The following is a 19,462-nucleotide window of genomic DNA, read 5'->3' on the forward strand; positions in this document are numbered from 1 at the left end:
GATGAGCCATCATAAACTTAATTAGTATTCAACTGCTACCTCCTGAGCACCAACCGCTTGCTCAAGAGCAATTTTCAACGCATCCGACGGCGCCACGCGCCACTCATCGCCCAGTTGCAGCACGCAATCGATGCCCTGCGGCTTGATGCGCATGGCGATGGGCAGGCCGTATTCGTCGCGGTGCGCAGCCAGCACTTCCTTCAGCTTGGCCGATGGCACCGCGCCCGGCAGCGCCCAGCCCATCTGGCGGCCGAACTGCACGCGCGCGGCGGTGATGTCGTAGACCTTTTCCGCCGTGATGCGCAGGCCGCCGGAGAAGCGGTCTTCAGACACCTTGCCGGTCACGCACAGGAATTCGTCTTCCTTGAACATATGCTTGTTCGGCTCGAACAGCTCGTTGTACACGGTGACTTCCACCACGGCGGTCTTGTCGTCCAGCGTGATAATCAGCAGCTTGCCGCGCTGGGTCATCTGCGTGCGCACGCCGGTGATCACGCCCGCCATCATGCGCGGCTCGCGCGACGGTTCGAGTTCGGACAGCTTGGTGCGCGCAAAGCGGCGCGCCTCCGCCTGGTAGGAATCGAACATATGGCCGGACAAGTAGAAGCCCAGCGCGATCTTCTCTTCCGCCAGCTTTTCGCGGTCGGTCCACGCCGTGGCGGCCACGTAGTCCGGGGGGCGCCACGAGGTCGGAATCGTCGCCGCCGAACAGGCTGACCTGGTTGGCCGACTTGGCTTCCTGGTCCGCATATTCCATCGCAAAGCCAACGGACGCGAACAGCACCGCGCGGTCCACGCCGAAGCTGTCGAAAGCGCCCGAGCGGATCAGGGCTTCGATGGTGCGGCGGTTGATCTGCTTCTTGTCCACGCGCTTGCAGAAGTCGAACAGGCTGGTGAACGGGCCGCCGTTCTGGCGCGCCGCGATGATCGCCAGGATCGCGTTCTCGCCCGCGCCCTTCACGCCGCCCAGGCCATAACGGATGTTCTTGACCGGCTTGCCCGTGACGGAAGGCGCTTCGCCATCCGGACGGAAACGGTAGTCGGACTTGTTGATGTCCGGCGGCAGCACCGTCAGGCCGCAGACCTCGATCGAGTCTTCGACCAGGATCTTCACCTTGTCCGTATCGTCCATGGCCAGCGACATATTGGCTGCCATGAACGCGGCGGTGTGGTGGTGCTTCAGGTAAGCCGTATGATACGACAGCAGCGCGTACGCAGCCGCGTGCGACTTGTTGAAGCCGTAGCCCGCGAACTTCTCCATCAAGTCGAAGATCTCGTCGGCTTTTTCTTCAGTCAGGCCACGCTCGCCGGCACCCTTGCGGAAGATCGCGCGGTGCTCGGCCATCTCTTCGGCCTTCTTCTTACCCATCGCACGGCGCAGCATGTCCGCGCCGCCCCAGCGAGTAGCCGCCGATGATCTGCGCCATCTGCATAACCTGTTCCTGATAAACCATGATGCCGTAGGTTTCGGACAGGATGCCCTCGGTACGCGGGTCAGGATAGTCGAACTTCTCGCCGTGCTTACGTTTGCAGAAGTCCGGGATCAGGTCCATTGGGCCCGGACGGTACAGCGCCACCAGCGCGATAATGTCTTCGAAGCGGTCGGGACGCGCGTCCTTCAGCATGCCCTGCATGCCGCGCGATTCAAGCTGGAAGACGGCGACGGTTTTCGCCTTGGTCAGCAGCTCGTAGGATGGACGGTCGGTCAGCGGCACCCGGGAAAGGTCGAAGTCCGCCATCGCCGGATCGAGATCCTTGATGTAGTTGACGGCGCGGTCCAGGATGGTCAGCGTGGTCAGGCCCAGGAAGTCGAACTTCACCAGGCCGACGGCTTCCACGTCGTCCTTGTCGTACTGCGACACCACGCCCGAATCGCCGGACTGCGTGTACAGCGGGCAGAAGTCGGTCAGCTTGCCCGGCGCGATCAGAACGCCGCCGGCGTGCATGCCGATGTTACGGGTGATGCCTTCCACCTGCTGCGCGAGATCGAGCAGCTGGCGTACTTCCTCTTCGTTTTCCTGGCGTTCCTTAAGCAGCGGTTCTTCCTCGATCGCCTCGGCAATCGACACCGGCTTGCCCGGCTTGAACGGAATCAGCTTGGACACGCCATCGCAGAAGTTGTAGCCGAAGTCCATCACGCGGCCCACGTCGCGGATCGCGCCCTTGGCCGCCATCGTACCGAAGGTCGCGATCTGCGACACCGCGTCGCGGCCGTACAGGTCCTTCACGTGCTGGATCACCAGTTCGCGCTTTTCCTGGCAAAAGTCGATGTCGAAGTCGGGCATCGAAACGCGTTCAGGGTTCAGGAAACGCTCGAACAGCAGGTTGTACTTCAGCGGATCGAGGTCGGTGATCTTCAGCGCATACGCCACCAGCGAGCCTGCACCCGAACCCCGGCCCGGGCCAATCGGCACGCCATTGTTCTTGCCCCACTGGATAAACTCCGCAACGATCAGGAAGTAGCCCGGGAACTTCATCTTGATGATGGTGTCGTTCTCGAACTTCAGGCGTTCTTCGTAGCGCGGACGTTCCGCTTCGCGCTTGACCGGGTCCGGGAACAACTGCTCCAGGCGCTCTTCCAGGCCCTTCTTCGTTTCCGCAACGAGGAATTCGTCAATGGTCATGCCCGGCGTCGGGAAGTTCGGCAGCTGCGGCTTGCCCAGCGTGAGCGTGAGGTTGCAGCGCTTGGCGATTTCGACGGAGTTCTGCAGCGCGGCCGGCAGGTCGTGGAACAGCTCCGCCATCTCGGCCTGCGTCAGGAAACGCATCTGCTGATTGAAGCGCTTCACGCGCTTGGCGTTCGCCAGCATTTCGCCTTCCGCGATACACACACGCGCTTCGTGAGCAATGAATTCCTCTTCGCTCATGAACTGCACCGGGTGCGTGGCCACGACCGGCAGGCCCAGTTTGGACGCCAGCGCCACCGAGTGGCGCACCTGCTGCTCCTGGTTCGGCTGGCCCGAACGCTGGATCTCGATGTAGAAATGTCCAGGGAAGATCTTCGCCCACTTCTCGGCGTTCTGCTGCGCCAGTTCCAGGTTGCCGTTCTCGATGGCCTGGCCAATGTCGCCGTGATGGGCGCCGGACAGCGCGATCAGGCCATTGGCGCCGGATTCTCCGGGCAGCAATGCGTAGGTCTCGGTCGGCAGCGCTTCCAGCCACTCGGTGCGGATTTCCGCGCGTCCCTTGTACTGGTTGGTCAGCCAGGCTTGCGACAGCAACTCGCACAGCTGCAGATAACCCATGCGGTTCTTCGCATACAGCATGATGCGGGAGGGCTTGTCGCGATTTTCGTCATTGGTGATCCAGGCGTCCACGCCGACCACGGGCTTGATGCCCTTGCCGCGCGCGGCCTTGTAGAAGCGCACCATGCAGAACAGGTTCGCCAGGTCGGTCACCGCCAGCGCGCCCTGCTTGTCCTTCACGGCCTGCTTGACCAGGTCATCGATCCTGACCAGGCCATCGACAATCGAATATTCCGTGTGCACGCGCAGATGCACGAATCCCGGCCCAGCCGGCGCCGCCGCGGCCTCTACGCCGCCTGCCTGTTCGATGGTGTCAATGCTCATTCGCGGTTGCTCATTCCCTGTGCAAAAGAGCCGCTATTCTACCAGTCCCAGCGCCCCCGGCGTCCCCAGTTTCATCGCGCAAGGCTGCCGAATATCGTCACCGCAGTACCGAACATCGTTACCACGATGACAACAGCTCCCCACAACTGTTTCTCCAACTTCGCGATTTTCGCTTCCAGGTCTCGATGAGAGGCATCAATCTTAGCTTCGAGCTCCACTCGCAGGCGATCGAAAGCAGCTGCCAGTTGCTTCTCAAGCATGGCGCTGAACTCTTGCCTTTGGGCCTCCATGCTTTTGTCAATGTGCTGGATGACCAATCGAAATTCTTGCGTATGTTCCACTGCAGTCTTCTCAAGTTGTACGATCCGGGCCTCATGGTCTGCGTTGATTTGATCGCCGTCAGCGCGTGAAGGTTCCATGGCCATCTCCGGAAAGTACGTATGGCCAAATTCTTAACCACCAGGCTAAAGCCGCCTTGACGCGGCGCAGCCGAATGCTATTTTTGTTTCCAGCGAAGCTCGTCCAATTTCCGGTCCAATTCCCGACGGAGATCGTCGATTATCGATCTCAATGATTCGCTGCCTGTCCCCAGTCGCTCGTAAAGCATGGTACTGATCTGCAGCCTCAGAATTTCCGTGATTGCCTCGATATGCCGACTTTGCCTTGAGAGCGCAAAATCAATGTGTTGCATAAGTGCCTGATATTCGTTCGAATCCATGTTAGTCTCCCGGCGCAGCCCCCTCTTCACCTGCGCACCGTTGGACCGTTTTTGGCCACCAAAGTTTCGCATGCAATCTGACATGGAGTCTGGTCAGATCTACTAGAATGAGTGTTTTGCAACCCAAGGAGGAGAACGTGATGAAATATTACGCAGCAGCAGCACTGATGATGCTGGCCGTATCCGCCCAGGCAGCCACGCCGGAAGATCTGGCCAAGGCCAAGAACTGCATGGCCTGCCATGCCATCGCCAGCAAGGTAGTCGGCCCGGCCTACAAGGACGTCGCCGCCAAGTACAAAGGCCAGAAAGACGCCGAAGACAAGCTGGTGCAAAAAGTGATGAAAGGCGGCTCCGGCGTCTGGGGCGCAGTGCCTATGCCTCCGAACCAGGTGACCGACGCCGAAGCGCACACCCTGGTCAAGTGGGTCCTGTCCCAGAAATAATCCCCCGCGCCGCTGGCACCCCGCCAGCGGCCGCTCACCACCATTGCATGAATCTACCCACCACGGCTGTCGATAGCGCTGATAGGACTCCCCCCAACCCGATTATCGCGCCTACAAACACACGTCCATAGAATTCGAGTCGTCGCTCGACAGAGTCCAGTCTCCCTGTCAGATCTTTCTTGGCTTCCGTAATTCTCTCGGTCTGATAATTGAAGCCGCTATCTACGCGCTGCGCCAGCAATTTCAATTGGCACGACAAGTCGGCATTTTCTTTAGTTGTTTCTACAACCTCCTCCAATGGTTGCGTCATACCAGCCTCCCTGCGGTTATGCCTTATTGTTCGCCTTCTGGCGTGGGACCGGTTTGACATGGCGCCAAGACTCCGTGGATCGACACATTCTATTTGACCGCACTACTTGCCAAAGGTTCCCGAACGGATGCTATATAGTGGCTATATCAACATATTGCGGGGAAAAATTGAAACAGAAAGCGCTAGCTTTTGGTGCCGCTTTTGTCGTGGCGGCGATCGGATCTTACTGGTATCTCTCGCCTTACCTCACGCTTAATCACATGCGCACCGCCATCAAAGAACGGGATGCGGACGCGTTCAATGATTACGTCGACTATCCGAAATTACGCGAAAGCCTGAAAGGCGAAATGTCCGTGCGCCTGGCGGATGTGACGGAAAAAGCCCGCTCAGGAAACAGCTTCGAGCAAGCCGGCGCCGCCCTGGGCAGCATGCTCGGCATGGCCGTGATGGATCACATGGTCGACGCGCTGATGCGTCCCGAAATGGTAATGCGCGCCATGGAACGCGGCGCCTTCGATCACGAGAAGCGCCACCGCTCCGACCAGCCAGCGCCAGTCGACGCGCCCCGCGAACGTCCCACCTGGCACACCGAACGCAAGAGCGTCGACAAGCTCCTCGTCTACGCCGCCAAGGATGGCGAGGACGCTTCGGAAAACACCGGCTTCCTCCTCCAGCGCGAAGGCTTCGCCAGCTGGAAGCTGACCGCCATCCGCTTCCCGGCCCTGAAATAGTCCCGCCGTTCGGCCGCCGCGCCGGCTCACCAAAAATTCACGATCTTGCCTACCACAGCAGCAACCAGGGCGCCGCCGAACCCGAGAAATACGCGAGCATAAAAATCCACTTTCTTGATAAGCAAATCAATCCGCTTCGAGACATCGTCAACGCGCTTGGATAGATCAGTCTTCACTTCGGAGATTCGCGCGTCCTGGCGCTGGATGGCCTCATTGGTCTCGCGAAAGCCTGTCTCGGTACGTTGCGTGAGCAGCCGCACCTGGCAGGACAATTCCGGGATCGCTTTTGCCTGCTCATCCTGTCGCGCAACGATGTCTTCCGGCGGCTGCTCCATATAAGCCTCCCTGCGGTTATGCCTTATTGTTCGCCTTCTGGCGTATGGCCGGCTTGACATCGCGCCAACATTCATCTGTCCATCGAACCCGGTCAGACCGCGCTCCAAGCAACAAGTTCCCTGCCCAGTTTTTGAGCAATGGCCGAAACAGCTTATAATGTTGGCTGTTCCGGTTTCTATTTCCCAACGCAACATGCAAGAAGCATCGACCCTGAGCGCGCCCGCAAGCGCCGGCGCGGCACTGCCCGTATACGTCAACATCGCCGCCTACAAGTTCATCACGATGGACAAGCTGGACGAGCTGCGTCCGCAATACCAGGACATCTGCGAGCGCCTGAGCCTGCGCGGCACCATCCTGCTAACCCCGGAAGGCATCAATATGTTCCTGTCCGGCACCCGCGAGAACATCGACGAGTACCTGCAATGGGTGCGCAGCGATGCCCGCCTGGCGGATCTGGAGTGGAAGGAAAGCTTGTCGGTAGATCAATCGCACCGCCGCATGCTGGTGAAGATCAAGAAAGAGATCATCACGATGCGCATGCCGCTGATCAAGCCGGAAGAAGGCCGCGCGCCGCACGTGGATGCGCAAACGCTGAAGCGCTGGCTCGACCAGGGTCATGACGACAACGGCAAGCCGGTGGTCATGGTCGACACCCGCAACGATTATGAAGTGGACGTGGGCACCTTCGTCGACACGGTCGACTACCGCCTGACCAAGTTCACCGAATTCCCGGAATTGATCGAGAAGCATAAGGCCGATTTCGACGGCAAGACCGTGGTGACCTTCTGCACCGGTGGCATCCGCTGCGAGAAAGCCGCGATCCACATGCAGAACATCGGCTATGACAATGTCTACCAGCTGGAAGGCGGCATCCTGAAGTACTTCGAGGAAGTCGGCGGCGCGCACTACACGGGCGACTGCTTCGTGTTCGACTACCGCACCGCGCTGAATCCGCAGCTGGAGCCGACCGAGACCAAGCAATGCTTCGCCTGCCGCGCGGTGGTGACGCCGCGCCAGCAGCTGGCGCCGGAGTATGTGCCGGGCACGTCTTGCCCGAGCTGCGCCGGTAAGCAGTAAGAAAACCCACGGCGGACCCAGGTGTCAGGCACGATGTGCCTGACACCCAGCCACCGCCGCGGAACAGGTGTCTGGCACATCGTGCCTGACACCAGCCCTTCAGGTTCAGGTTTTACCGGCCGCAGCCGAAATCCGCCGAACCTTCCCGCCCCACTCTCCCCGCACACCACCCAGCCATCCCGTCCCGCCGCCTTGGCAGCGTACAGCGCCTCATCCGCCATCGCCAGCAGCGACTCCGGCGTCGTGTTATCCCCTGCAGCCACCGCGATGCCAACGCTTGTCGTCACGCGGATACTGCGTTCCGAACACTCGAAAGGCGTGCGCATGGCCGCCATGATGTGTTCGCCCAACTGTGCCACCTGCGCCTCCTCGGCCAGTTGCTCGAAGACGATCACGAACTCATCCCCGCCCAGGCGCGCCACCAGGTCCGTGCTGCGCACCGCGCGGTGCAGGCGCTTGGCGAATTCAACCAGCACCTCGTCGCCCCCGCCGTGGCCCAGCGTGTCGTTGATCGACTTGAAGTAATCCACATCGAGATAGGCCAGCGCCAGCCGCTGTCCTGAGCGCGAGGCGCGTGCGATGGCCTGCGGCAGCGATTCTTCGAACTTGCGGCGGTTGGCGGCGCCCGTCAGCGGATCGCTGAGCGCCAGCGCAGCCAGCTTGTTCTGCGCCGCGGCACGCTGGCTGGTGAGCGCATAAAACGCGCGGCTCAGGTCGCCGAACTCATCGCGGCGGTCGGTGTCGAAGACGTGGATATCGTCCAGCCCCGCCGTCACCCGCGAAGCGCGCCGGCGCAGGCGCAGCAAGGGACGCATCAGCACGCGCGTCGCCAGCAGCCCCAGCGCACCGCAAGCCACCGCCACGATCACGGAGGACAGCATGGCCTGCCGGCGCAAGCCCAGCACCGGTGCCAGCGCTTCCTGTTCCGAATAGACGGCGCCCACGATCCAGTTCGATTTGTTCAGGCGCTTGTAAGCCACCAGCATGCGTTCGCCGGACGGCTTCGTGCCCACGGCCCGTCCCTCCGTACCGCCCTGTGCGGCAGCGAGCGCTGTCGCGGGGGCGTTTTGCGCAGGCTGCAGGATCAGGCTGGCATCGGGATGATGCGCGATCATTCCATGCTCGCTCAGGATGAAGAGAAAACTGCCTTTGCCCGGATGCAGGGCCGCGATCTGTCCCGAAAAACTCGGACGGTCCAGGTCGATGGCGCCCGCGAGGATGTAGCGCAGCTCGCCGCGCGCATCGAACACGGGCTCCGTCACCAGCACCACCGGCTTTCCGGACAGCGCACTGCGGAACGGTTCCGAAATCAGTCCCTCGTGCTGCGCCACGGTCTGCCTAAAATACCCGCGATCGGCCACATTCAGATGGCTCACATCGCGCCGGTCGCGCAGGCTCGCAAACAACAGGCCGGACGGGTCGATGGCCACAACATTGAAGAAGGCGCTGCGCAGGCTCGCGCTGCGCTCCATCATCGTTTGCAGCTGCTGCGGCGTGACGTTCGGTCCGAAACGCTCGGCCTGTGCCTGCAGCAGTTCACGCTTCGAGGCAAGGTCCTGGTCGATAAAGGCCGCGGCGCTGGACAGCAAAGCCGTCTGCTGCGTGGCGAGGTCTTCCCGCAAGCGGCGCTCGGCCTGCCAGGACAAGGTCAGCGCAACCAGGCCGGAAGCCAGCAGCACCAGTCCCGCCACCAGCACCGCCATGCGCAGGCGGAAGGTGGATGGCATCACGGATGCACCTCATGCAGCGGAATCACGTCGGCCGGATGCATGCCCGAATGCGCAAGGATGGCGCCGGCGATCACCTGCATCACCGACGCCGCACCAACCGGATTGCACACGACCGCGTGGCCATGCTTGCCCGCTTCGGCGGCGTGCGCCGGGTCCGCCAGCAGCAGGATCAGCACTTCGCTGAAGCCGCGCAGCCGGCGCAGCGCCTTCAGCGCGGCCAACGCATCCGTATCGCCGGGTTCATAGGCATAGAGGACGATGTCCGGGCTGAAGTGGCAGGCCACCTGCAGGTCATCCAGGTGCGGATCGAGGCGCACCACGGCATGGCCGGCAGCGCGCAAACTGCCCGCAAGAGCGTCAGCGGCAGCAATATTGGAATCGAGGATAAGTACACGCAGTGCCAGCGCAATCATGATGTCTCCGGAATTGTGGCCAGGTGCTGGCCAGCTTTTCCGGCGGATATGAGGCCGGTACTGTTGGGAGGGGTGCGCCGGGGGCGGAGGCGCGGACCTTAAAGGTCAGCCAAATTCTAGCAGAGTACGACAGGCTGCGGTCAATTGGCATAGCCGAATGTTGGTTTTCCGGCGAACATTACTGGCCTCCTGAACTACCGACGCACGGCTGAATAAAGGTTCACATCAACGCTACGGACGGAACATCCAGCGAAACATTTCTGCAGGCGTACTGCAGGCGTACAATTGCTAGAACGATGAAAGACGCCAGCCAATGACTGGCGTTTTCTTTAACGGCAAAGCTATCAAAGTTGACAAGCGTTTGGTGCAGTTAGTTGGGTAGCTGAATTCAATCCTGCCGCCATTTCCATTAGCTTGGCATCGACTGTTGCCTGGAATGTCGTTGGGCTGGTGGACCGCGTGACCGGTGCGATTAGATTGTAGCCAATTTTCTGTGCGGCACTGCCCGAATAACAATTCACCCAAGCGGCCGTATTCAAGCTGCCAGTGAAGGTCTTCGCCGCGTTGGATTTTGCTCGGAACGTTTCCGCGTCCAGCAGGTCTTGCGCGCTGTTCCCGGCCAAAATGGCAGCAATGATACTCAGTGGTGCGCGGTTACGCTCGAGGTTGCCGCTATTGATCTTGTTGGCCCAAGAATTGATCTCTGTCGGTGTGGCCGTACGGTTGAACGCGACCTGGTGAATTTTGCTCACCAGCACGTTAGTATCGTTGTAGTTGTACAGCACGTGCGATTCGGCACTCGTTGCCAACACGTCCAGCATGGTGCGTGTGTCCAGGCTGATGTTATAGGTGTTATCGAGCCCTTGGGCGGTCAGAACTGGTGCCGGGTTTCCTAGCGGGTCAATCTGAAGGAGCGTGTTAGTGACATTTGCCAACGCCCCTGGATCCATAGGGCGCCCCAAATAGGCCAGGTACAATTGCTGCGCAAGCGTGTGGTGCGCCGCCCGCGCCACCGCATCCGCTGCAGGCTTGAACGAGGCGTCCGGCCTGAGAATGGAATGGCTTTGTTGGTTTTCATCGGCCGACAAGGACATTGACCAGAGCAAGCTGCCGGTGTTTTTTGCGCCAAGTCCCGCGAGGAATTTTTCGAAGTAATGTCCTTTGTCATCATCAGTGACGTTTGGCACATTAGATAAAGTTGTATCGATACCCCATTCGCCAATGATGACAGGACGTGCGCCGAAGGCCTTTTTCAGCTCAGTGATGGTAGCCCCTTGAACATAACTAATCTGGTCGAGGTTAAGCGTTGGAGTACGGTTCTCGTAATTCTGCTTTACAGACAAGTACAGGTGTGGAGTCGCGAAAGAGGAAATATCTTTCCAATATTGCATGTACGGAGTCTGTGCTTCGCCGACAGTAGTCATATGAGTGCTGTCCAGGCTACGCACAAGTTGGTACATTGCGTGCACGCCTTTTACCACTTCGCCAATGTCCGTTTTCGTATCTTGCGTGTTTTGCAAACAACCAAAGTGACCCGCATTCCAAAGTGGTTCGTTCATCACATCCCACGCCAGCAGCGCGGGATGAGTCTTGAAAGTATTGATGATGGTGGTCGCATTTTGCGCAACTTCGTTGTAGCTCGCTTTCCAATAGCAACGCTGCGTAAGCTTGGTGTAGCCGTCGAGCAGAAATACCACCTTGATATCGCGAGCTTGCGCCGCATCCATCACCGCCTGGGCCTGCGCAATAACGTTATTCACGTTCAAGTTATTGTCGGTCATTGACCACCATTCCGAATGCTGAGGCTGCGTACAGATTTTCGGATCATTCACGCTGGGAAATGGAATAACAGGCGGAATAATCACCGGGAGTCGGACATACTTCAGCCCCAACCTCACGGCCTGATCGAGAATCACTGCGGCTTGGGTTGCATCTGGCAACATATTTGTGTGCGCGCACATTTTTCCATCCTCGTAAACCTGATTCAGGATGTTCGCGCCACGGAAATTGCTGCCGAAAAGCCCGGCGCTCGCCGATATCGGGGCTGGAATCAGGCCTGGGACCGCAAACGCTGGATCAACTGTCACGCCGTCCGCCAAGAGGTAGGGCGGCGCATAGAAAACATCGACGTTAACGCTCGGCGCGAAATCACCAAACCACTCGACACCTTCCTTCACCATCAGCCAATTGAATGGATATGATTGCAAGTCACCAGGAGTGCCCTGATGTTGGGGTGCTGTGACTGTGAAAGTGAATTTCTTGACTTGACCGGGGGCGATAGTTTCGCCGGGAGCCAATGCCACCCGGCCAAGCCCCCAATTCGTATTGTTTTCGGGGGATCTCGACGCTAAGAAATACTGGTCGGCAGTCCACGGTTCAGTTCCAGTATTTTTCATTACCACGGAGACTGGGTAAGGCATGCCTGCAGTCATCGTATGTGGCACGCTCTGTGAAATGAACCTGGCGCTGTTGGTGGCCTGCGCAGTCAACGCCCATAAAATACCCGCAAAAAGGAAGATTCTTCTTAAATATCTTGTGATCATGTATACAAGTGAAAGGGGATTCAAAGCTTGGAGTGGTGAAGCACGTGCCAGGGTGCGGCACTGTCAGACAGTGTTGATAATCGGAAACTGCAGGTTTAAACATCCTACTTGGGATAGGCGTTCACGATATGCAAGAAAAAGTGCAGAAGAGCATCATAGTTATTTTTGTCAAAACGTGTCAATTAAAATAATTTCTTTTTGGAATGTTATAATTTGATAGTATTTCCGCGCGTGATTTCGGTTACGGTTGGGCGGAAAGAATTGCAGAAGGCTTTTCGCACGCGTTTGGGATGGCGGGCTTTGTCCGTAAAGACATGTCGCTGAAATCGGATCTCGCCGGCTCTCTGCTCGGGTGACGGCCAAAGACACCGGCAAGTAAGACCGATATTTGGAAGTGAGTCAGTTTGCGTCGGCCTAATACGCGACTTTTGCTGCAGTAGGAGTGATGGCTGCCAGATCGTGCCGCGCGCGCCAACTCTTTATCAGTTTCCTCAACCCAGACGGCTGGAAGACCCTAAGTCGGCTCGCGAGTCTCAATACCTTGAATCGGCTTGGCGTCGTTACTCGCGCGAATGGCTAGCGTGCGGTCGGACATGATTTCACCGCGACCTGTAACAACGCCAAAGATCTGCAGCTCGTAAGCGTTCGCCCCAATTTGCGAACCTTCACGGAAGCGCACGCGCGGCAGCGACTCCAGCGCGAACTGCTTGCGGATTGCTGCGATGCGCTCCATGAAGATCGTCGTCTCACCGCTTACCAGCGGCACAAGGTTGACGCCTACCAGCACTTCCACCGGCGCCACTTTCAGCATGTCGTAATTGTCCTGCTGGCCCTTGTCTTAGGCATCATCGCCCTCCTCTTCCTCAGGTTTGTCGGTAGTCAAGTCCCCCTTCGATGTCGAAGGGGTTAGGTTACGTCCTGCCAGCGGGATTGCTCCTCTGTAGCACCCCGGCCTTACGGCCGTTTCAGGTGTTCATGGGTGGGGGAATTTGACCCGGCCAGAAGTGAAGGAATTTGCCTGGCCAACGGGGCTTGGAATACGGCACACAAGCTGATTTCGTCACCAATGATGAGCTCCGCATACTCGCGGATGCTGCGGATCAGAACGGCGGCATTTTGCCGCGAGCTACCGATTTTCATCCAGCTCCGGACATGACCGTAGCGATCAACTGCGGCAGGATGGTAGGTTCTTCACCACACTGCGGCAGCTGCCTGGACTTTGGGCTCTTACTTCGCCAGCGTCAACTGCATCAGGTGCCCCTTGCCGTTGTACTCCTCGTTCACAGTCAGCACCAGTTGGCCTTGCGGACCTTCCACCAGCTCCGTCACCTGCCCACCAGTGCGGGCAGCGAAACCAGGCAGCTGATCCGAGATATCCGTCCAGGTATCGCCGCCATTGGACGACCAAGCCAGATAAGGCCGCGTATTCGGCTTGTCGAAGCCCGCCACCACGATCACGTTCGGCTGGTTCGAAGGCGAAACAATTTTCCAGATATACGGATAGGTAGCCGAGGCCTCGGAACCCACGCGCACCGGAATAATCTCTGGCTGGCTCAGCGCGTGATGGATCACATACTTGAACGACTTGCCGCCGTCCTCACTGCGCATCAGGCCACCTTCCACGCCGACGAACACGCGATCGGTACCTGCAATGCGTTCGATGAACTGGATATTGCGGTTCTGCAGATCAGGCAATTCGATTGGCAGTGCCGTTTGCGACTTCATGTACAGAGTGTATGGCTCGATAGGAAAAGCGCGGAGATAAGCCGAATCGAGTGGGCATTCGCCGCCAATCAGCAAACGGTCGCCGATAATCTCGAACTTCGCCTCGTAGCAGGCCTGCGCCTTCAACTCTCCCATCAGCACACGCCAGGTCGAGCCAGCTGTCTCTGAGAGCTGCACATTCCAGCCGCCGCCAGCGTTGCCGATCAAGCGGTTACGCAGCCCCTTCAAATCAGTTGGCGACATCGTGATGCAATGGATGGAATTGCATTCGTGCAGACCTTCGTCCTTCGGCACAAAGCTCGCGCCCTGTTCATCGATTTCGCACAACGAATGCTCGTCGTTGCCATCGTAGTGCTGCATCATCCACAGGCTGCCATTCACCTGTTTCAGCGTAGGCCAGCGCGCGCCCGGGCTGCTCTCACTGATCTTGCCAATGGCGCACTTGCCCAGATTGACGGGCGTCCATTTGGCCGCCGATGTCAGCGACTCGCTTGCCTTGACCACGGCCGTACCTTCCGTCTCAGAATTAAAGTAGGAAACGAACGCGGAGCCCTTATGGAATGCGATGCTTTGCATGGCTCGTGGTGAGCTCATTAACTCCGTCACCTTCGTCACTGGCGATGCTGGCGGCGCAGTCGGCGGCACAACCGGTGGCTGTGGCGACACAGTGGGCGGCGTGACGGTTGGCGGCGGCGTCACTGCTACTGGTGGCTGCGGCGCGGGCTGACCTGCAGTCGGGTTATCGCCACCGCCGCAACCTGCCAGCGCGACCGCAGTCAGCACGGTCAACGAAGTCAATCGAATCATGAAAATCTCCAGAAAAAGGCGCTGGCGTCAGGAGTTGGCGGCCAGCTAACAATCCATTTGGGCGGTATTCTATGGACGCCGCCGCTGGAGATCTGCACGTGGATGTCTGTTTAGTGTCGGGAATTTGTATGGGATTGAGCTGCGAAACCTACACTCGCCGCGCGCTCATAAACTGCTTAAACAAATAGAAAAGCCCGTGCACCAATTAGCGCACGGGCTCGTGGTCCTGCTATGTCGAATTACTCGAAGTATGCCGCCAACATTTTCACGTCGTCGGCCGACAACGTGCCGGCGAAGGCACGCAAGCGTAACGATGCCAGCATGTAGCCGTAACGCGCTTGCGCCAGATCACGTTGCGCTGTGTACAGCTGGCGCTGTGCATTCAGCAGGTCCAGATTAATGCGTACACCGCCTTTGATACTTTGCTCCGTCGCGGTGATCAAAAGCTTAGCCGAATCGACCGCCTTGATGAGCGCATCGATCTTTGGCGCGCTGCTGATTACCTGGTTATAGTTGCGGCGCAGCTCAACGAGCACTTTGTCGGTCTGTGCTTCCAGGTCCTCGCGCGCCTTCTCTTTGTTTGCTGCGGCCTGACGAGTCGAAGCACTGACCGCGCCGCCAGCATAGATCGGGATATTCATCTGGAACCCGATGCTTCGCACCACCTGATCCTGCCCCACGGTAGACACTGTTTCCGAGGCGGTCTTGCCATACGTGGCAACGACGTCCAAGCGAGGGAAGTGTGCAGAGCGTTGCTTATTGACTTCTTGATTGGCAACTTCCACGCCTTGAGTCTGGGCTTTGATGTCCGGGTTCTGCTCCATCGCGATGTTCTTCCACGCATCGAAACTCTTGTAATCGCGTGCATCGATACGGAAGCCAGGGCGAAGGTGGTCGAGTTCACCCGGCTCGGCGCCGACAATAGCAGCCAGCGTATCCCTGGACGAAGTCAGGTTATCCTCCGCTTCGAGCAGGCTTGCCTCCGCGAGATCCAGACGCGACTGCGTTTCCAACACGTCAGTTACCGTGCCCTCGCCCTTCTTGTAGAGCAATTCATTAACCTTCTTCTGCTCCACATAGACTTCGCGCTCGATTTTGGCCAGCGCCAGCTGCTCCTGCTTGAACAGCACTTCGAAATAAGCTCCTGCCATGCGCAGAATGACTTCCTGCGACTGGCTCGCAAACTGATATTCGGCGTAGGCGCTTTGGGCCTTCCCCTGCTTGTAGCGAGCAATACCTTCCAGATTAATTACGCCCTGGCGCACCTGCACTGTCGCGGTGCGAGATAGGTAATCCTGCGGTATCTCGCGACCCAAATACGTAATCGTATTGCGGTTCTGGCTACCGCTATAGCTGCCGTTGACCGAAGGCAGCAAAGCGGATCGTCCAAGCGCAAGGCTCTGTTTACCAGCTTCCCCGCTATAGTAGGCGGCACGATACGTTGGATCGTTCTTCAGCGCGGCTTCATAGGCTTGCATCAAGCTCATGGCGGAAGCCTGGTGTCCCTGACACAGCAGGGCTGCGCCAATAGCCACAGGCAGCAGCCGCCTGGCAATCTTCACGGTCGTCACGCTTACTCCTCCGTCATCGAAGTTTTGGCGCGGTCAAAAATCGGCTTCAGCAGATAGCTCATCATCGTGCGTTCGCCGGTCTTTACGAATAGCTCAACCGGCATGCCGGGAACAATATCAAGCTTCTTTGCTGCGATGAGCTTCGCCCCTTCCGGCGTAACTTTCGCACGAACTTTGTAGTAAGAGTTTCCAGTGCGCTCGTCAACGGTGCGGTCAGCGGCCACTTGAATTACCTGGCCCGGGATGTGAGGGGTTTTATTAGTATTGAACGCGGCGAAAATCAACTCAACAGGCAGCCCATGATGTACGCGGTCCACCAAGTTGACCGCCAATTGCCCCTCAACTACCAACGCATCGTCCGAAGGAACAACTTCCATCAGTTTGGAACCTGGAGATACTACGCCGCCCTTAGTGAACACGTTGGAACCGACTACAACGCCGTCAACGGGAGCCTTCACATCAACAGCGGCCACGTCAAATTTCTGACCTTTCAGACGAGCGGCCAACGCTTCAGCTTCTTTGTGCACTTCGGCCAGCTGGGAACGTACTTCTTTCTGATAGTCCTGTGTACGTTGTGCGCGGCGTAGCTTCAGTTCGGCAATTTGACGGCGTGACCGGCCGATGTTGCCCACATCCTCGGAAATAGACCCATTAATCTGAGCGAAGGTTCGTTCAAGCTCCAGTAGGCGGGCACGGGGAATAAAGCCTTCCTTCGCCAAGTCACGGCTGTTGTCCAGCTGCTCCTTCAGGAAGCCGAGCTGGGCCTTTTTGCTATCACGGGATTCTTCAAGACCCTGTGCCTGCGCAACCAAGCCAGCGATGCTCTCGTCCAGCGCACCCAGCTCGCTGCTCAACGACATCTGACGCGAGATCAACAGATCACGCTGCAAAGCTACGTTCTCTTTCACGCGCGGATCATCTTTGTATTCGCTCAAATCCTCGGGGAAAACCAAGGATTTCGCACCCTGCAGCTCTGCCGTCAGGCGCGCTTCAGCCGAGCGAGAAACGATGTATTGGGCGAGCGTGGATTGCAGGATCGAGTTTGCCTGAACATCGTTCATGCGTACCAATACCTGACCGGCCTTCACCACGTCGCCATCATGCACCAAAATGTCCTGCACGACACCGCCGGACAGATATTGCACGGCCTTGCGGTTGCCTTCCTTTGCCACGAAGCCTGGGAGGGGAACACCCTTGTCCAGGGGAGCGAATGAGGCCCACAGCAGGAAGCCGATCACGCCAAAGAGCACGATGAACCATCCCACCTTGGCATATGCACCTGCATCAGTATTTACGTTAAGTGGCGTCACGTCATGCGAAATGACTTCCGCAACAGATTCCGTTTGTTTCTTGATGATGTTCGCCATTGATTACTCCTTGCCGCTTTGCTCAGCTGCCATTTGCTGCTGCGCTGCGATTTCCTCAGCTTGATGAGCCGGCTGTTCTGCCGCGGCCCTTTGTGCAGCTGCCTGCTGTGCGGCGGCTTGGTGTGCAGCTGCTTTTTGTGCTGCAGCCTGTTGCGTGGCCGCCTGCTGTTGGGCCGCACGCTGCGCCTCAACCTGCTTCTGGTTGGATTCTTGCAATGCTTGCAGAACCTGATTAGTTGGGCCAAACGCCGCAACCATGCCGTCGCGCAGCAACAGGAGCTTGTTGGTTGCCGCGATCGCGGAAGTACGGTGCGTAATCAGAACAATGGTCTTGCCGCGTTGACGCAAATCCTGCACTGCCTGCACCAGAGCCGCCTCGCCCACATCATCCAAGTTTGAGTTCGGCTCATCCAGCACGAGCAACGCCGGGTCGCCATACATTGCTCGGGCCAAGCCCAGTCGCTGCTTCTGGCCGCCAGAGAGGCCTGCGCCGCCATCGCCTAGCAGCGTGTCATAGCCTTTAGGGAAGTGCAGAATCATCTCGTGAACGCCCGCTCGCTTAGCGGCTTCGACTACCTTTTCCGCATCTACCTCCCCGAAACGTGCAATATTGTCAGCAATGGTACCGCTGAACAGTTCAATATCTTGCGGCAGATAACCAATACTCGGCCCCAGTTCTGCTTTATTCCATTGATACATATCGGCGCCATCGAGGCGCACCTTGCCCATCACCGCCGGCCACACCCCAACCATCAGACGAGCCAAAGTAGATTTTCCGGAGCCGCTCGGTCCAATCACACCCAACACATCGCCGGCCTGAATACCAAAGCTAACACCACGCAGCACAGGCGCAGGAACACCTGGCGGCCCTGCAGTCACGCCCTCCACCGACATATTTCCCTGCGGCTTTGGCAGTTCCATGCCCGCTTGACGCGCCGGATTCTTCTCGAGCAGTCCGGTCAGTCGCTCATAAGCGCTGCGAGTTGTAGCCCAACTCTTCCAAACAGCGATCACCTGCTGCACGGGCGCCAATGCCCGGCCTACCAGGATAGACGCAGCAATCATCATGCCGGCGGAAATCTTGTTCTCCAGTACCAACAGTGCACCAAAGCCGAGCACCAGGGATTGGAGCGAGGCCTGAACAAACTTCGTCACGCCATTGATGATGCCGGCCTTCTCGCTCGCCTGAGCCTGCAAGTGCAAGAATTTGCTGTGCAACTTGAACCAACGGCTCATCAGGTTCGGAAGCATGCCCATCGACTCGATCACTTCCGCATTGCGCAGATTATTTGTCGCCAAGTTGCCGGACACTATCGCCATCGAATTGGCCTCGGCCAGCGGCTTCTTCGTTACGCGCTCATTGATAATGGCCAATGCAATCAGAACAAGCGTACCGCACACGGAGAACAAGCCCAGCGTTGGTTCAAAAATGAAGATCACGATCAGGTAGATCGGGAACCATGGCGCGTCGAAGAAGGCAAACAGTGCATTGCCGGTCAAGAATTGGCGCAGATTGGTCAGGTCGGAGAGGGATTGGCCCGCATTGCCGCCCGCCGCCTTCAGATTCTGTTCAAACGCTGCAGTGTAGACGCGCTTGTTCAGTTCCATGTCAAACTTGGCGCCAACACGCACGAGCACGAAGCTACGTACCATTTCCAAGACAGACATCAGCGCGTAGCCGCCGAGCATCATGAGGGTCAGCATCAGCAGCGTGATCTCGTTGCGACTACCTAACACGCGGTCATAGACCTGCAACATATACAGCGACGGCACAAGTGCCAGCAGATTGATAATCGCGCTAAACGCTCCTACGGTGTAGAAGGTGCGCTTGAAGGTCGACAAGACCAGTTCGATCTCGTTCTTGTTGGTTAGGAGTTTTTTCATAAACTTGAAGGATTGGGCGCCCGGACAGCAACGCAAAGACTCTTCTTCTCAGGAAAGACGAGACATTATCCCTCAAAGTGAGCAAAAAATGTGATGCGCATCACATATATTTTGAAAATTGCCTGTTTCTTGTGCAGACGCCACAAACGCGGCTGATGAAGAATCCCTAAACAGGCTGCGGATGGCCTAAAGGGGGAACGCAGTGACATTATGCTTCAGGAAGCACAAAATATGTGAC

The 19,462-nt window shown here is 58.0% G+C and carries 14 protein-coding genes and 3 pseudogenes; 3 read left to right on the forward strand and 14 right to left on the reverse strand.

Features of this window, described 5'->3' with window-relative positions; genetic code table 11:
* Positions 1-21: 21 nt before the first annotated feature.
* The 3 genes and pseudogenes from dnaE to ACHMW6_RS29155 all read right to left on the reverse strand — a co-directional run bounded on the left by dnaE (position 22) and on the right by ACHMW6_RS29155 (position 4,287).
* A pseudogene (gene dnaE / locus ACHMW6_RS29145) lies at positions 22-3,569 on the reverse strand (DNA polymerase III subunit alpha).
* A 71-nt stretch (positions 3,570-3,640) separates the two neighbouring features.
* A complete protein-coding gene (locus ACHMW6_RS29150; RefSeq protein ID WP_395402230.1) occupies positions 3,641-3,988 on the reverse strand; it encodes a hypothetical protein in 348 nt (115 codons plus the stop codon).
* 77 nt (positions 3,989-4,065) lie between these two features.
* Entirely contained in the window at positions 4,066-4,287 is a 222-nt protein-coding gene (locus tag ACHMW6_RS29155; protein WP_395402232.1) for a hypothetical protein, read from the reverse strand.
* Between the two features lie 140 nt (positions 4,288-4,427).
* Between ACHMW6_RS29155 and ACHMW6_RS29160 the strand changes: the two genes are divergently transcribed.
* Complete coding sequence (locus ACHMW6_RS29160) at positions 4,428-4,730, forward strand: c-type cytochrome (RefSeq protein WP_395402234.1); 303 nt, start codon at positions 4,428-4,430, stop codon at positions 4,728-4,730.
* A 34-nt stretch (positions 4,731-4,764) separates the two neighbouring features.
* On the opposite strand, the gene ACHMW6_RS29165 is transcribed toward ACHMW6_RS29160, so the two are convergent.
* Complete coding sequence (locus ACHMW6_RS29165; RefSeq protein ID WP_395408801.1) at positions 4,765-5,040, reverse strand: hypothetical protein; 276 nt, start codon at positions 5,038-5,040, stop codon at positions 4,765-4,767.
* Here ACHMW6_RS29165 and ACHMW6_RS29170 point away from each other — a divergent pair.
* Positions 5,028-5,771 (forward strand): DUF2939 domain-containing protein, encoded by a 744-nt coding sequence (locus ACHMW6_RS29170; protein WP_395402236.1) that lies wholly within the window; start codon positions 5,028-5,030, stop codon positions 5,769-5,771. The genes ACHMW6_RS29165 and ACHMW6_RS29170 overlap by 13 nt on opposite strands.
* A gap of 26 nt (positions 5,772-5,797) precedes the next feature.
* Here the strand turns inward: ACHMW6_RS29170 and ACHMW6_RS29175 are convergent, their stop codons facing one another.
* Positions 5,798-6,106 (reverse strand): hypothetical protein, encoded by a 309-nt coding sequence (locus ACHMW6_RS29175; protein WP_395402238.1) that lies wholly within the window; start codon positions 6,104-6,106, stop codon positions 5,798-5,800.
* A 193-nt stretch (positions 6,107-6,299) separates the two neighbouring features.
* Between ACHMW6_RS29175 and ACHMW6_RS29180 the strand changes: the two genes are divergently transcribed.
* A complete protein-coding gene (locus ACHMW6_RS29180) occupies positions 6,300-7,184 on the forward strand; it encodes a sulfurtransferase (protein ID WP_395402240.1) in 885 nt (294 codons plus the stop codon).
* A gap of 179 nt (positions 7,185-7,363) precedes the next feature.
* On the opposite strand, the pseudogene ACHMW6_RS29185 reads toward ACHMW6_RS29180, so the two are convergent.
* The 9 genes and pseudogenes from ACHMW6_RS29185 to ACHMW6_RS29225 all read right to left on the reverse strand — a co-directional run.
* A pseudogene (locus ACHMW6_RS29185) lies at positions 7,364-8,911 on the reverse strand (diguanylate cyclase domain-containing protein); the annotation flags it as partial.
* Positions 8,911-9,327, reverse strand: a complete 417-nt coding sequence (locus tag ACHMW6_RS29190) for a hypothetical protein (RefSeq protein WP_395402242.1) — start codon at positions 9,325-9,327, stop codon at positions 8,911-8,913. The gene ACHMW6_RS29190 and the pseudogene ACHMW6_RS29185, both read right to left, overlap by 1 nt.
* Before the next feature lie 344 nt (positions 9,328-9,671).
* Positions 9,672-11,870 carry a glycoside hydrolase family 2 TIM barrel-domain containing protein gene (locus ACHMW6_RS29195; RefSeq protein WP_395402244.1) on the reverse strand — a complete coding sequence of 733 codons (2,199 nt, stop codon included), beginning with the start codon at positions 11,868-11,870 and terminating at the stop codon, positions 9,672-9,674.
* A gap of 514 nt (positions 11,871-12,384) precedes the next feature.
* Positions 12,385-12,684: pseudogene (locus ACHMW6_RS29200) on the reverse strand (FHIPEP family type III secretion protein); the annotation flags it as partial.
* 140 nt (positions 12,685-12,824) lie between these two features.
* A complete protein-coding gene (locus tag ACHMW6_RS29205) occupies positions 12,825-13,010 on the reverse strand; it encodes a hypothetical protein (protein ID WP_395402246.1) in 186 nt (61 codons plus the stop codon).
* An 87-nt stretch (positions 13,011-13,097) separates the two neighbouring features.
* A complete protein-coding gene (locus ACHMW6_RS29210) occupies positions 13,098-14,402 on the reverse strand; it encodes a hypothetical protein (protein ID WP_395402248.1) in 1,305 nt (434 codons plus the stop codon).
* A gap of 239 nt (positions 14,403-14,641) precedes the next feature.
* On the reverse strand, positions 14,642-15,973 hold the full coding sequence (locus tag ACHMW6_RS29215; protein ID WP_395402250.1) for a TolC family outer membrane protein: 1,332 nt from the start codon (positions 15,971-15,973) through the stop codon (positions 14,642-14,644).
* 2 nt (positions 15,974-15,975) lie between these two features.
* Complete coding sequence (locus ACHMW6_RS29220) at positions 15,976-17,340, reverse strand: HlyD family type I secretion periplasmic adaptor subunit (RefSeq protein ID WP_395402252.1); 1,365 nt, start codon at positions 17,338-17,340, stop codon at positions 15,976-15,978.
* Between the two features lie 3 nt (positions 17,341-17,343).
* Positions 17,344-19,224, reverse strand: a complete 1,881-nt coding sequence (locus ACHMW6_RS29225) for a type I secretion system permease/ATPase (RefSeq protein WP_395402254.1) — start codon at positions 19,222-19,224, stop codon at positions 17,344-17,346.
* Positions 19,225-19,462: the final 238 nt, after the last annotated feature.

This window comes from Pseudoduganella sp. UC29_106, from assembly GCF_044055365.1.
In the GTDB taxonomy this organism is placed as follows: Bacteria; Pseudomonadota; Gammaproteobacteria; order Burkholderiales; family Burkholderiaceae_D; genus Rugamonas.